At 55.6% G+C, this 13,822-nt stretch carries 12 protein-coding genes; 4 read left to right on the top strand and 8 right to left on the bottom strand.

The genetic code is table 11. The features are described from left to right. The 5 genes from QFX31_RS07945 to QFX31_RS07925 form a co-directional block, all read right to left on the bottom strand. Nucleotides 1–1,086 carry a type III-B CRISPR module-associated protein Cmr3 gene (locus tag QFX31_RS07945; protein ID WP_348531573.1) on the bottom strand — a complete coding sequence of 362 codons (1,086 nt, stop codon included), beginning with the start codon at nt 1,084–1,086 and terminating at the stop codon, nt 1–3. Beyond that, entirely contained in the window at nt 1,083–3,050 is a 1,968-nt protein-coding gene (gene cas10, locus QFX31_RS07940; RefSeq protein ID WP_348531572.1) for a type III-B CRISPR-associated protein Cas10/Cmr2, read from the bottom strand. The genes QFX31_RS07945 and cas10 overlap by 4 nt, the downstream gene beginning before the upstream one ends. Beyond that, nucleotides 3,050–4,267: a type III-B CRISPR module RAMP protein Cmr1 gene (gene cmr1, locus QFX31_RS07935; protein WP_348531571.1), complete on the bottom strand. Its 1,218-nt coding sequence runs from the start codon at nt 4,265–4,267 to the stop codon at nt 3,050–3,052. Before cmr1 ends, cas10 begins: the two co-directional genes overlap by 1 nt. Beyond that, nucleotides 4,264–5,931, bottom strand: a complete 1,668-nt coding sequence (gene csx2, locus QFX31_RS07930; protein ID WP_348531570.1) for a TIGR02221 family CRISPR-associated protein — start codon at nt 5,929–5,931, stop codon at nt 4,264–4,266. The genes cmr1 and csx2 overlap by 4 nt, the downstream gene beginning before the upstream one ends. Nucleotides 5,932–6,301: 370 nt before the next feature. Further along, nucleotides 6,302–7,072, bottom strand: a complete 771-nt coding sequence (locus QFX31_RS07925) for a TIGR01458 family HAD-type hydrolase (protein WP_348531569.1) — start codon at nt 7,070–7,072, stop codon at nt 6,302–6,304. Between the two features lie 88 nt (nt 7,073–7,160). On the opposite strand from QFX31_RS07925, the gene cgi121 reads away from it, so the two are divergent. Both cgi121 and QFX31_RS07915 read left to right on the top strand, forming a co-directional pair. Further along, nucleotides 7,161–7,640: a KEOPS complex subunit Cgi121 gene (cgi121, locus tag QFX31_RS07920; RefSeq protein ID WP_348531568.1), complete on the top strand. Its 480-nt coding sequence runs from the start codon at nt 7,161–7,163 to the stop codon at nt 7,638–7,640. After that, complete coding sequence (locus QFX31_RS07915; protein WP_348531567.1) at nt 7,627–8,256, top strand: DUF2150 family protein; 630 nt, start codon at nt 7,627–7,629, stop codon at nt 8,254–8,256. Before cgi121 ends, QFX31_RS07915 begins: the two co-directional genes overlap by 14 nt. A 1-nt stretch (nt 8,257) precedes the next feature. Here QFX31_RS07915 and map read toward each other — a convergent pair whose 3' ends face one another. Together map and alaS are read right to left on the bottom strand one after the other, a co-directional pair. Further along, nucleotides 8,258–9,133 (bottom strand): type II methionyl aminopeptidase, encoded by an 876-nt coding sequence (gene map, locus QFX31_RS07910; protein ID WP_348531566.1) that lies wholly within the window; start codon nt 9,131–9,133, stop codon nt 8,258–8,260. A gap of 121 nt (nt 9,134–9,254) precedes the next feature. Beyond that, nucleotides 9,255–11,996 carry an alanine--tRNA ligase gene (gene alaS / locus QFX31_RS07905; RefSeq protein ID WP_348531565.1) on the bottom strand — a complete coding sequence of 914 codons (2,742 nt, stop codon included), beginning with the start codon at nt 11,994–11,996 and terminating at the stop codon, nt 9,255–9,257. A gap of 63 nt (nt 11,997–12,059) precedes the next feature. On the opposite strand from alaS, the gene QFX31_RS07900 reads away from it, so the two are divergent. Continuing rightward, a complete protein-coding gene (locus QFX31_RS07900; RefSeq protein WP_348531564.1) occupies nt 12,060–12,341 on the top strand; it encodes an RNA repair domain-containing protein in 282 nt (93 codons plus the stop codon). A 91-nt stretch (nt 12,342–12,432) separates the two neighbouring features. Next, nucleotides 12,433–13,314, top strand: coding sequence for a hypothetical protein (locus tag QFX31_RS07895; RefSeq protein ID WP_348531563.1), 882 nt, complete (start codon nt 12,433–12,435; stop codon nt 13,312–13,314). Nucleotides 13,315–13,402: 88 nt separating this feature from the next. On the opposite strand, the gene QFX31_RS07890 is transcribed toward QFX31_RS07895, so the two are convergent. Further along, nucleotides 13,403–13,822, bottom strand: a 420-nt coding sequence (locus QFX31_RS07890; RefSeq protein ID WP_348531562.1) for a hypothetical protein, incomplete at its 5' end; no start/stop codon positions are given.

Here is a 13,822-nt window from a genome sequence, read left to right as displayed (position 1 = left end):
TCACCAAACGCCTACAGCAACCTCTCCAAAACCGAATTCCGTATACTCTCCCACCCTGCTCAGCCTTCTCACATCCTCCAGCCTATCATCATCGGCCTCGCAGAACCAGACAGACCCCGGAGGGATGAACGGCTTGAGATCCACAGGCCTCCGGTTCGCAGAATCCCAGCCACCGATGCGCATCGCCCGCTCGATGCATGCGGATACGACCCTGCCGGGAACACCGGGAATGGCATCTCCCGGACCAGGCCATCTGCTCAGAAAAGCTGGTGTGATGTGCAGGAGCGTGAACCTGACCGTTCCGTTTTCGGATCTGAGCTCAGGCCTGAATCCATAGATGTCTTCTACGAGAGTTGTGATGGCCACAGATGCCATCCGCCCCTCACCACCGAGGGGCATCACCGCGCCATCCAGCTCTTTCAGCATATCCTCAATCCCCTCAACGCCCATGAGGAGATGCACTCCCCTCTCGAGCCTGATCCTGTTTATCGAGTAGAGGTGCGCCTCCTTCGCGGTCCTGGTTTCCAAGTCTCTCGCAAGACCAACTGCGTACTCAGAGCTCCATAACTCCTCAGCCGGAATCACCCGTCCCTCCGGAACCTCCCCGCGAAGCACCTGTTTCAGCTGATCTCCAGTGATGTACCCTGACAGAGGCTTCATCCCATCGATGCCCTCAGCGGATGGAAGCCTGACCCTTCCGAGATCGCACTCGACCTCAGCTCCAGGGCGGAGGAGTCTCATCTCATACCCTCGATCGCCCTTCTTCCCGTAGAGATTCAAAGGAGCCGGAAAAAGTATCTCCAGACCATGATCGCTCTCCCTGCACAGCAGCGGTCCCCTGAACCTGAGACCCTTCAGATCGTATCCATCCCCGAGCACCCTGCAGATCTCGTCGCTCCACCTGCGCTCGCGCCTGTCCTCACGCCAGCCCATGCTTCGGGCCAGATGCGCCCTTATCGCTCCAGCGACTGTGAACGCGCTTGGAGGGAAGAAACCGCCAACATCAGATGTCGCCTCTCCCTTGTGGAACGGCCTGCCATCCCTGAAGAACCAGGAATCAACGGGTGTTAAAATGAGATACCTCACTCCGAGACCTCCTTCTGTGATAGGAACTTCACAAGCAGCATTCCATCCGCGCAGATCTCACCGCCATCCCTTCCATACTCAGGCCCTGGGTTCCTCCTGCTCACCGAAAGAAGATCTCCCACATACCTCCTTGCTGTGGCGCGGACCTCCTCGGTTATCTCAGACCTGTGCTCCAGCGCATTCAGGTACTCAGCCAGCATTAGCTCCCCTATATCCAACCCCTCCAGACTGGAGAGATCGAAGAACATCCCAGGGCGCCACTGCTGCTCGCCGGATAGCATGAGCAGCAGCTCCCTGGATTTGTAGAAGAAAGAGCTCGATGCGTGTTTTTCCTTAAAAGTCGCCTGTGAGGACGTTGTGGAACTAGGTGATGATGAAGAGCCCGATGCATTTTCTTCCTTCTCTCTAAACACCCTCGCCAGCCTCTCCAGAAGGACCTCGTTGGTCTCCGAGGAAACAGCACCGCTCCAGGAGCTGACCCACCTGCAGTACCTGCCACTGCCCTTGAGGACGCTGACAGCTATGCTTCCCCTGCCGTTCTCGTCCTTCGCGATGTCATCGAGAATCACATGCGCCTCCCGAATCACAGAGCGAAGCGGCACGCGGTAGCTCGCAAAAACCAGGCCTGCGGATATGGTCGCATCCATCCCGTAATCCTTGAACGATCGTGTGAATTTAACGGAGAGTTTGTGCGCGCAGCTCATGGCGCACTCAACAGGCAGCATCGCGAGAACATCATCGCCTCCTGCGTATACCAGGACTCCGAGGTTTTGACGCACAACACCATCAACGCCTTTTGCGAACGCTGCCAGAGCCCTGCTGACCGCCTCTCCCCTCTCCCTGATCAGCCTCCCCATGCTGTCCCCGTCCATGAGGAGCATCGCGTAGAAGGGAGATGGTCTTCCGTTTCTCCTGTAAAGCTCATCCAGGTAATTTTCGAGCTCCTGGCGTCTTTCCCTCACATCCTCCGGCTCGTCTCCCTTTTCGGTGGTTCCATCAAGAGGCGTCCTTTTCGAATCCTTCAGAGGCGTGGAGTAGTAGAAGTTCGCATCGATCTCAAGGAAGGGATCGCTCTTTTTGAAGATCTGTTCCGCAACACCCTTTCTCTGTATGTGCTTCGCGAAGCTCCTCGCCTTTTCCGCGTAGCTGTTCGCAACATCCCGATTCGATGCAATCACAGATCTGAACCAGGGTATCGCCGCCACGTAGAGCGTTGAGGGCCAGGTGTCCGCGTTCACATCCCAGCCGATCGCATCCTTTGAGACGGAGGGAAACATCCTCTTGATCAGTGCGATCGCACAGAGCCGCTCGTCGCTTCTCAGATCCATGCCGCCTGTGTTCTTGCAGAACTTTCTCCAGAAAGCTTCCTGCTTCATCCCATCGGTTGCGCGCACATATCCTGAGATCTCCTGCCAGTCGCTCATGATCGTGCAGTGGTCTCCCCCCTCGATGGTCGGCCGCCCATCCGCCCAGTCCCTGTAGAACCTCCAGTTCTTGCGCGCCTCCATGCCCTCCATCGCGCCGATCGTCCAGTGGATCTCCCAGAAGCTATCCACCTGTCTCCTCCAGATCTCCTGAGTGCTCTTTCCGATATCCGCAACATCCTCCACGTATCTCCTCCAGACGCAGTCTGCGATCTCCTTCCACGCACCCCTCACCCTCTCCGCGGCGCTTCTGGCAGCAACAGCAGGATCTTCTGCAGATGCCCTGAACCTGTTGGGAAGCGTGCCGATCCTGGGTGGTGTTCCATCGCCCTTCTTCTCGATCCATCTGAGCAGACAATCCTCTTCGACATCCGGAACTATTATGCTGCCCCCGATTCTCCTTATCTCGGCCATGGCGCAGCCGGAGAGGTATGAGAGAAGAAATGAGCCGCTCCAGAGGTCCCTGGTACGACGCGCCTGCCCGATGAACCCCTGGACAGGACCGATGGTGAAGTTGATCATGTTATCCTCTGCACTCATCAGATCACCTTCTGCCAGGACTTCAGGAAATCCTTGATCACAGTGAACTCCTCTGCCTCATTCCTGTCGAGCTCAACGCACGATTTAGGAGAACTTCTGGGATGTCCTACCACCGGAACCCTCGCATCTCCAGTCTCTTCCTTTTCTTCTGTGGCCCTCATCAGAATCTTCTCCCCCTCAGGCAGGAACCTCGCAGGCATGAGTGCTGCAACCGCTGCATACTCTGTGCCCAGCCTCTGGACATGTATCAGCAAAGGGCTTGCCCTTCGATCGTGGTTTTTGCCTCTGATCTCGAGGTTCTTTTTCGAATTCTTGAAGTGATAGTTGTGGGGAAGACCGAAGAAAAGTCGCCTCGGGTGTTCGCTTACCTTGCTGTTCAGAGCTCTCTTAGCGAGTTCTGTGTCCTTCTCGAATCCGCCGGATTTCACAAATGCTTTCCAGCTTCGCTTCTTGGTGCCCAGACGGTACGCCATCATCGCCCTGCCAACCATGTCCAGCAGTTCCAGTGAGTCAGCACTAGTATTTTCAAAAAGACATACCTCTGTATCCGAGCTGAAAGCGGTGTATTCCGGCAGCCCGTTGTATAGATCCAGATCTTCAAAGAACCTTTTTATTGAGGCTTCGAGCTCCTTCAAACCCCCAGGGCATTTGAAGTCTGTTTTGCCATCCACATTCAGCTCGGTCAGATTGAACGATCCGAACCCCCTCCTTGATCTTGCTCCGAGACCCCCAAAGAGCCCCATGGCGATCAGGGCCTTCGATATCTGATCTTTGATTTCTGATTCATCATAATGTTCCGGAGCTTTATTGCTCCTCGTCGGCCGAATTCTTATCCTAAGAGTCGCATCAAGGGGCGTTTTAAGATAACCGCGGGTCAGCTCGCCCCTGTCAATTGGCCCGTATCCCAGGTAAATTAAACCCTGGCACTTTTGGCGCTTTTTCCCTTGGCATTTTTCAAAAAAGCGATCATTTGCAGGCTCTGCATTTGCTCCCCATAGATCCATGATCACCCTGGACTGCCCGTTCTTCGTGCTCCCGAAGATCTGCCCCTCGAGATCGCGGATTCTGCTCAGATCTCCTCCGCACCAGCTCCATGCCAGAGCGCGCCACCAGAACCTGAGGGCGCCCTTTATTCCCGGCACGCGCAGCTCCGGCACCTTAGGATCCGCCCCGCCCATGAAGAGCGGAGTGACGATAGTGAACCTCGCCTCAATCATATTCCGGCATCCTCCAAAAAGACCACCTCCCCCTCAAAGTAGGGGTCGAGCTTCTGCTCATCTGGCAAACGATTATCGATGACTGCGATCCATCTGACATTTCTTCCCAGGCGCTCTGCCCTCCTCGCAAACTGGATGACAGCATACTGCATGGCTGCTGTTCCACCGGTCAGATTGCACACAACCTCATCGAATCCGATAATACGCCCCTCAAATTTATCCACGATATTTTTTATACCGTTGAACGAATATGCATTCATAACCTCAATCTCGAGGTCGCCACTGTAACCAGCTGTTCTTGTGAGCTCCTCCAATCCGCCCACAGTTTCATTTGATGCAACCACCAGGCATACCTCTGGATTCACCTGTCTCAGAGCAGTGTACAGAAATCCGGGGTGAAGGCCCAGTGCAGAGATCAGAAGCCTTCCAGAGCCTCCGCCGAAACCGCAATCCCAGAAAGAATTGTCATCAAGGCGTTGCTTGAACTTGTCCCACCACTCTGGGATCTTGATTTGCTTGACACCACCCTCTGTCATTCCATGGTGGTGCAGTTTGTTTCTGGCATCGACGATGAAACTCCAGATGCCCGCAAGCATCTTCCTGTCATCTGTGAGAGCTGCGCTGTTCTTTTTGCTGTAATCCATAAGGGATCCAATACGCCGTTCGGTATCCCTCCGCTGAGATATGTCAAGCCAGCTCTTTTCATCATCTGCAAGCATCAGCCTACTTATGATCAGCTCTCTGATCAGCCCGATAGCGTTGTTATAATAACCCGCCTCGAAGTATGTATCTATCAGCTTCGCCTGCCTGTGGATCTCCTCAAGATCTAGAACGAGATCTTTCTTCTCCTTGCTTTCTGGCAGCCTGAAGCGCTCTGCTGCCTTTTCTATCTCCAGCAGCAACTCATTCGCAAGGGGGATTTTTATCGACGAAATATCTCCCACCCTGCGCAGCTCTTCTATCCGCCTCTGCAGATCTGCTGAAGCCATGCCAAGCTCCAACGGGAGACCCATGCCGAACAGCTCTGCGAAATCCTTTGCAGCGCTGGAGACCGCGTTGTACTTCTTTTTAGCATCAGGGGATATGTTCCTGGCCGGCTTTATCTCATCCATTCCATATGCAAGCAGCATATCCGCCAGCGCCTTCGGGTTGCTCATGTCCCTGAATGACTGAACGACACGGAACCACTCAACCATATCAAGGAGCATGCTCAGATCGATAAATGGTGCTGCACCATCAGGGTTCTTTGCATCCAGCCGTCCGTACCAGACCTTATGGATCTCAACGTCCTTCAGTGCCATCAAATAAAGACAAGCAACAAAGAAGAGGAACGGATAATGCCTGAACCCGTGAGTCACATCGAGCGTCAGCTTGGTCTTAGGTGGTATCTTCTCCAGTATGTTATGCACAGTTGCCTGAAGATCACCAGAGCTTACGCCATGCGGCACACACACGGGCTCACACCTTACAGGCAGCTCCTGCTCTAGTATTGGAAATGTCTTTTCAAGAACCTCCTCCGTGCAGAGGGCCAGCACACTCTCAAACCGCCCGTCTTCCGGAAGCAGATTGTACAGAGCCACCGGAGACAGAGAGGATTTCCAGGTTCTGTTCTCCAGAGCGTATTTCGTCTCCTTCGGGCCAAGCCCCAGTGCAGTCAAAAGCATGCGATTCGCCATACAGCATCAATCCGTACATCAACTGGCAATGCACATCAAACAAAAACACATACAGGAATTATTAAAAAATGTCGGTCGATGGTATCCATTCAATGGAAAATGTAACGGTTGTAATGTGCTTTTTTGAATCCGAAATTCCACAACATCCTCTGCGCATCTGTTTAAAGTGCAGCGTAACCCCACCTCTGCCGCTCCAGTCATTATAAAGACCTGACTGGAGCTCTGCCTTTCCAGCTGCTTGATCTGGCAAATGGGATTGGAGAATTTTGTATCTGAACAAACAATCCGATCATAATGAGAACAGTGCCAGACCCGTGAGCTCACGCTCACACATCACTGCTGCAAAAAAAAGCGCATCTCAGAGCCATCTCACAAGATCCGCGATCGAGTCCAGAACACAGTCTGGCTTCACGCCGGAGCTCTCCACATGCTCAGGCCGGTATTTCCCCGTTCTGACAAGAATGCCCCGCATGCCGATCCTCTGGGCTCCGCCTACATCTGTGATTATGTCGTCCCCGATCATGGCGGCCTCGGATGCGCTCACACCCATATCCCTGAGGGCCATGCTGAAGAGCTCAGGCGATGGCTTGCCCACTAGCTCCGCTCTCTTTCCGGTAGCATACTCGAGCGCTGCAACAAACGGCCCCGCGGATAGGACCAGCCCTTCAGAGTCCCGCCAGTACCGGTCCATCTCAAGAGCTATGATATCAGCGCCATTCAGAACATGATTGAATGCTGCGTTCAAGCGCTCAAAGGTGAAGCTGCTGCCCGCATCCCCCACAACCACGAAATCCACATCTTCCTCTGCAATAACTATGCCAGCATCCTCGAAGTCCCTGTGTACATCCCCTGTTGAGAGAAGGTAGCATCTTCTCCTCCCGGATCGAAGGATCCTCTCGATTGCTGCAACAGAGGGCGTGAAGATATGCTCAGGCTTTATTCTGTATCCCATATCCGAGAGCCGCTTCGCAACAGATTCCCTGCATCTGCGGGTTGAGTTCGAGACGAACCTGAAGCTGTGTCCAAGCTCCTCCATCCGCTCCAGGCACTCCCTCGCACCGGGAACCGGGCTCCTTCCAACATACAGCACACCATCTAGGTCCATGAGAAATGCAGAGATCCGGGCCATCGCCTCAGTGGTATCGTTCTAAAAAGATAAATGTAGCTCCTCTGGACGTACCACAACCTATTAAAAACCAGGAAATCTTCGGGTTGTTATGCGGCTACTCTTCGGCAGGCCGATTCCTGGCGTAGTGAATGCGATAAAGAGCCTCAGATCAAAAGGCTACCTGATACAGGCCCTGGATGCTGCAATGGTTGTGAGCGAGAGGCATGTGTTTTATGCAGCCGAGAAGGCCATAGCAGCGTTCCAGGAGGGCAGAAATGTGGCGAAGGACCTCGGCATTGAGATCCTGAGATACGCATCCGGCCAGAGGCAGATAGAGAAGGCGCTGTCTCTGGGTGTGACTGATGCGACGGAGCGTGTGGCCCTGCTCATCGTCGACGATCTAGAGGAGGACGAGGTCAGGAGGATCGCAGGCACGCTCATCGAGCCCGATGATAAAGGGGTTGGCTTTGATGCTGAGAGGGTGAGGAGATTTTACGATATATCAGATGCCGAGATTGAGGCTGCTGGAGAGGAGAGGATACCGGATCTGGTTCTGGAGAGAGTGGCGCTGGTCGATGCGTACAGGTAGCATCCGGAGGGAGGAGAGCATGAAGGAGGAGTTCTACACACAGAAGCGCTGGCTGAACTGGATGAACAAGGTAAAGGAGAGCCAGTTCAGGCTCCCCGAGTCTGAGCAGGACGCTGCAGGGGCGGTCTTTGTATACATCATGGACGATGTGATCCTGGCATGTTTAAAGGTCATAGCCAGACTGGAGAAGGGCATGCTCAGCCAGGATGAGGCGCTTGCGACGATACGGAGCATAAGGGATATCGTCTCAGCGGAGCACGAGAGCCTGGGCGAGGATGCGGATATGATGCTCGCCTCGCTCAGAACATCGCTGGCCGCGGTCTTCGAATCGTGCAACAGCTACATCCTCGGGGATTACGACAGGGATCGGAATTTAGAGGATATGATCAGCGAGGCGGTGAGAGCAGAAAAGGATGGGCGGATAGAGGACGCCCTTGCCGTCGTGGGCAACATCGGCGCGAGGGTTATAGCCGGGGAGAAGCCGCCGGAGATCCCTGATATGGATTACTGCATTGTGGCAGAGCTTCTCGACGGGATAGATGCGATAGCAGCTGCAATGGTCGGGGACACAAGCTACAAGGAGGAGGACGGGAGCCCGCTCGAGGAGGAGATATGAGCTACCTTGTTATTACCTCGCATCCGCTCTCTGTCACAATCACAGTGTGCTCCGCCTGCGAGACCATAGCGCCCTCGATCTCCCAGAGCACAGGATATGTGTGAACCGCACCGGCACGGATCAGTCTCTGGAGAGAATAATCCACGCTCTCCCCCATAAGCCAGCGGCGGGCGAAAGGCAGCCCGTTGAACCTCGTCTCGATCTCAGCGAGCAGCGCCCTCGCCCGCCTGTCCCTCACGGGCCTGCGGGATGTGAAGCCGAATATCTCGACGACTGGGGAATCTGATATCCTCCCCGAGCCGTTCGTCGCAAAAGGCTCTATCGCGATCACATCACCAGGCCTGAGCTCCACGCCCGATTTGCAAGACCTGTTCGGAACGGTCGGCTCTGTGTGCGCGTTGAATCTCGATAGACCATGGCCTGTCAGGTTTGAGACCGGCCTGAATCCGTAGCCCTCTATCGCTGACTCTATGGCCCTGCCGAGCTCACACGTGCTCACCCCAGGTGCGACCAGCTCGAGAGCCGCATCCAGCGCCGCCCTGGAGGCATCCACAAGATCCGGGTGGCCGCTCAGGTCGACAGTAACAGCTGCATCCGCGATGTAGCCATCGACATGCACCCCTATGTCGAGCTTTACCATCTCCTCGCCGAAGACCGCATCATCATCCGGTTTTGGTGTGTAATGAGCTGCCTCGCGATCCCGTGATATGTTGCACGGGAATGCAGGCTCCCCGCCAAGCTGCCGGATGCTGCTCTCCACGTAATCTGCCACCTCGAGAAGAGACACGCCGACGTCTATTCTCGCAGAGGCCTTGCTGATGACATCTGCAAGTATCCTGCCTGCAGCTCTGTATTTTTTCAGCACCTCATCATCCATGAAACCGGGCGCACACGATCTGCGCCCTGCTCACCTCCCCGAGCAAGTGTGATAACATGCAGATTCCTCAGAGCATCTCCGCAGAATCTGGGTACTGATTTCCCTCCACATTCCGGATCGCCTAGCCGTGGAGCATCCTCCGGGCAGCGCTCAGCCCTGCATCGATTGCCGCCTTCAGCCCTCCGATGTTCGGTCCTCCCCCCTGCGCAAGATCAGGCTTTCCGCCGCCTCCTCCGCCGATGTATTTTGCAGCAGCCCTCACGATATCAGCAGCGTTCAGCCCCCTCTCGACCCCGGACCTTCCCACAGACACGACGATCTTGGCCGCGCCGCCGCTGGCACCGCCGAGTATCGCGACCATATCGCTCTCTGAGAGCATCGTCGCGGCCTTGAGCAGGGTCTCGCCGTCTGCCTCTTCAAGATCCCTGGCGACGATCCTCACACCATTCACATCCACAGCCTCTGCTGAGAGCGTGAGTATCCGGAGTCTTGCGATCTCCTCTTTCAGATGCTCTATCTCCTTCTGCTGCTCCTTCCACTCCTCGAAGAACCTGGCCACTGTCCTGGGAAGCTGCTCCACCGGCACCCTCAGAACCGATGCTGCCTCCGCGAGTATATCGTCCCTCTCCTGGATTCTCTGGACGGCTGCCTCTCCCGCTGCGAACTCTATCCGCTCCACGCCATCCTGGACCCTCTCTGTCCTTAGTATCTTGATCGGGCCGATCATTCCGGTGTTCGTGACATGTGTGCCGGCGCAGGCCTCTATGTCAGATCCAACCCTCACAACGCGGATCTCCCTGCCCGGCGGCACGCCTCCCTGGTAGAGCTGGAAGCCGAAGAGCCTCTCAGCCTCCTCGCGCGGCATGAATTCAGTGATCACAGGAATCATCTCCATCACGCGCCGGTTCGCCTCGAGCTCTATCGCCTTCAGCTCATCCTCGGAGATCCTCCTGTAGTGGGATATGTCCAGCCTTGCCCTGTCCTCGCTCTTCTGAGCGCCAGCCTGCCAGACGTGTCTTCCCAGAACACGCTTCGCCGAGTCATTGATGATGTGCGTGGCTGTGTGGTGCCTCGCATGCGCCATTCTCCTGCGCATATCGATCCTTCCGGTGACCCTGTCGCCCTGGGAGAGCCCCTCGGGCTCCACCCGATGCAGGACAACCCCATCGATCATCTGCACATCGGTGACGTTGAACACCTGACCGTCTCTCTCCAGGACTCCATGATCAGCGGGCTGGCCTCCGCCCTCTGGGTAGAAGAGTGTTCTGTCGAGGACAACACAGCCCTCGAATATGCCAAGTACAGTTGCCTCGAACTCCTGATCGAATGGTCTGTAATAGAAGATGCGCTCGGTTTTCTCGAACGGCGGCGAGCGCGTCTCGACCTCACTCTGCTCCGCCCTGCTGTGTGTCGATGCTACTATGGAGTAGAAGTTATCCGGAAGCTCCACATCCACGCCGAGCGCACCGGCGGTCTCCTTCGCGATCTCAGGAGGAATACCGTGAGTATCGTACAGAGATACAAGCTCTGTGAGGGGTATCCGGCCGCCCTTCTTTGAGTAATGCGATGCGATCTTCGAGACCATCCGGCTCCCCTTCTCCAGGGTCTCAGAATACCTCTGCTCCTCCAGCGACAGGATCTCTGAGATCGTCTCCATCCGCTCTCTCCAGTCCGGGTAGTCGAGCCTGGATATCTGCATCCCGACGATCTCAGACAGCGGGATCTCCAGCTTCAGATCCCTCATCATTCTCAGGGTCCTTCGAATCACGAGCCTCGCGAGGTAGCCGGCCTTGACGTTAGATGGAATTATACCATCGCCGAGCATGTATGCCAGGCATCTGGTGTGATCCGCGATCGCATAGATCCTCTCCATCGGCGCCATTATGCTCTCGAGCCTGTCAGGAGTGGTGTTTATGCTCTCTGCGATCCTCTTTCTCAGATCCCTCAGCGAGGCCTCTCCGAGATCGATCATGCCTGCGAGCCTGGCATTTCTCGCGAATATCTCCGCGTACTCCGGATCATGAAGATCGTGCTCCACACCTGCCATCTCTGAAAGGGATTTCACCACATCGGGGAAGACAGCGTCGTATATTGTTGGAGATCCCCTGGAGGCCCAGACGAACCTCTCGAGTCCATATCCTGTATCAACGATGTAGTTGTCCATGCGGCTGTAGCGCTCGCCCTTTATGACATACTCTCCCCTGGGATCAAGCCTAAGGTTCATGAAGACCAGGGTCGCCAGCTCCAGCCCCCCGACGAGTACCTCAAGGCTCGGGCCCGCGTTTCCGCCTCCGGCCCATGGAGATTCCTTGTATGTGATGCTCTCAGGATCCACGCCCAGCCCGAGGAGGAGCTCGTCGCAAAGCTCCACAGTCCTGTCCTTCCAGTAGATCTCGTGCTCCTTTGTGTTGAAGACGTGATGCGCCATCATCTCAAATGTGGTGAGGTGCCTCCCGCTCCGTCCCACGGAATCGAGATCGTCCAGCCTGATGCACGGCTGGGAGATCGTGAGGGGATTGGCCGGCGGCGGGACCTGGCCTGATGTGACGAACGGCTGGAAGTCGGCTATCGATGCTATGGTGAGGTAGATGTCATCCCTCCATCTCGCGACGACAGGATACCTCGGCACCCTCGTGTGCCCGTGCGCCTCGAAGAACCCCAGGTAGTGCTCGCGCATCGAGTCCAGATCCATCTCTTTGAAAACAGGAGTGCCTATGAATGAGTACGGATCGCACGGCGGATCTCCGCATGTCCTCCTAGAGGCATCCCTGGTCCAGAACCTGCCTCCGCAGCTCTCGCACATCCTGCGAACAAAACCCTCTGCCCTGAAGAATTCCAGTTGGTACTCGTCCTCGGGAAACATATCAATCTACCAGCGTGATACAGAGCGAATATCTTATCAGCTCTAAAAGACTTTCTGAGCACGATGGAGGAGCTATTCCCATTCGGCAGACATCCGAAGCGCGTCCTTAACGAGATGAAGTGGCGCGGCCTTGATCTCGGTGATGTGGAGATCGAGATACTCCACAGGGGCGCGCCGTCGGACAGGATCCGCGCAAGAGCAAGCGAGATAGCGCTCGGCAGGTCGTTCTTCACGTACATGGGCACCGAGATACCGTATCACAGGATAGAGAAGATAGTATACAGGGGAAGAACGGTCTTCTCGCGCGCGGATATTGTGAAGGGGCAGCAGTCGTCGGACGGCTGATGCTTTCGGTGTCTCTGGATGCTCTTCCATTCCGAACTTCTCAAATGCTTCTGATGCCTTCTGGCTTTCCGAGCCGTTGACGGAGGTTTTTGTGCTGAACCTGGAAGCGCTGCTGAGGTACATAAACGAGAGGCGTGTCAGAATACATTGGAAGGACTGCTTCACAAGCGGTTACTCCTCGGTAAGGGGCACCGAGCCGAGCGTTCAGGATACCTTCTTCGCCATTGCATCACTAAAGATGCTGAACGCCGAATCCCCGGATGATGAGGTCGTGTGCTTCATCCTGAATCATGATTATTTCGATCTAAGCCGTGCCTATTACGCAGCAGGATGTCTGAAGCTTGCTGGATGCATGCCTGAGCTGAATGACGGAAAGCTCGAATGGCTGTACCGCGGAGAGCATCACGCGATAGAGTGCTTCATCCCCAGGACTCCGCTGATCAAATACTTCGAGTACGATCTCTACGGAATGCACGCCTCAAGCATATTCTCGTCCTCCCTCGGCACGCTTCTCAGGCGCCTAGAGCTTGGCGCGGTGAGCCCTGATGAGGATGTTGAAAGTATCAGGAGACCTGCGCTTCTGCTTCTGGAAAAGAGCCGTGAGCTCGTCAGAGCCTACATGGCGCTGGAGATACTGGAGGGGATCGCCAAAAGAGCGGGCCAGGCGAAGCTCTCAGAATTCCACATCACACAACTCATGAGGCTGCTTGAGAGCTGCGAGACCGGAAGGGGATACACACCGAATCCAGAATCCACCACAGAGACCCTTGAGAGCACATACGCAGGCTGCATGATAGCGAGGCGTATAAAACACAGGGAACCTCCTGGGATCAGATCATTTGTTGATCTTCTTCAAAACGATAATGGAGGCTTCAGGAGGTCTCCCTTCGGCGGCATATCTGCGCTCGAGCACTGCTACCTCGCACTGCGGGTCGCCGGATACGGTCGCGATATCATGAATCCAGCTCAATGAGATGATGCCCGGGAACCGATTGTTGCCCTGTTCGCCGATCCAGATGCCTTGTATCCCTCTGCCCCAAACCTCGCGCCTCCCAGGATCCTCAGCTCGCCTGGGGCGATCCTGACTCGAAGTAATCGCATCGTTCGACCCCTTCCAGCTCTACAATCACAGGCGTGCAGCTCCCGGTCCTTATCGCCCTGAGGGTGGCCCGGAAGACAGCTCCCTCGGTGATGTTGTACTTCTCGAGGAATGCAGGCCCCGGATACCAGGAGTTGCACAGCTGGAGCAGCAGGCTGCAGTTCCCGCTCTGGTTGAGGTGATCTGAGACCCACACCGGCAGCTCTTCAGATGGCGTGAACTCATACCTCACCTCGTATCCAGCATACCCCGGCCCTCCTGTGATCTCTGCCTGAGCTATCGACTCGTTCGTCTGCATCACCGAACAGATCGTGGCAGTTCCGTTGTACATCTCGTACTCACACGGGCCGCCGACAACTACCTGCCCCTCTCCTGAGGAGTT

The sequence above is a fragment of the Methanothrix sp. genome, from assembly GCF_030055635.1.
In the GTDB taxonomy this organism is placed as follows: Archaea; Halobacteriota; Methanosarcinia; order Methanotrichales; family Methanotrichaceae; genus Methanothrix_B.
The sequence above is the reverse complement of the archived record's forward strand: the minus strand, read 5'-3'. Positions and strand labels throughout refer to the sequence as shown.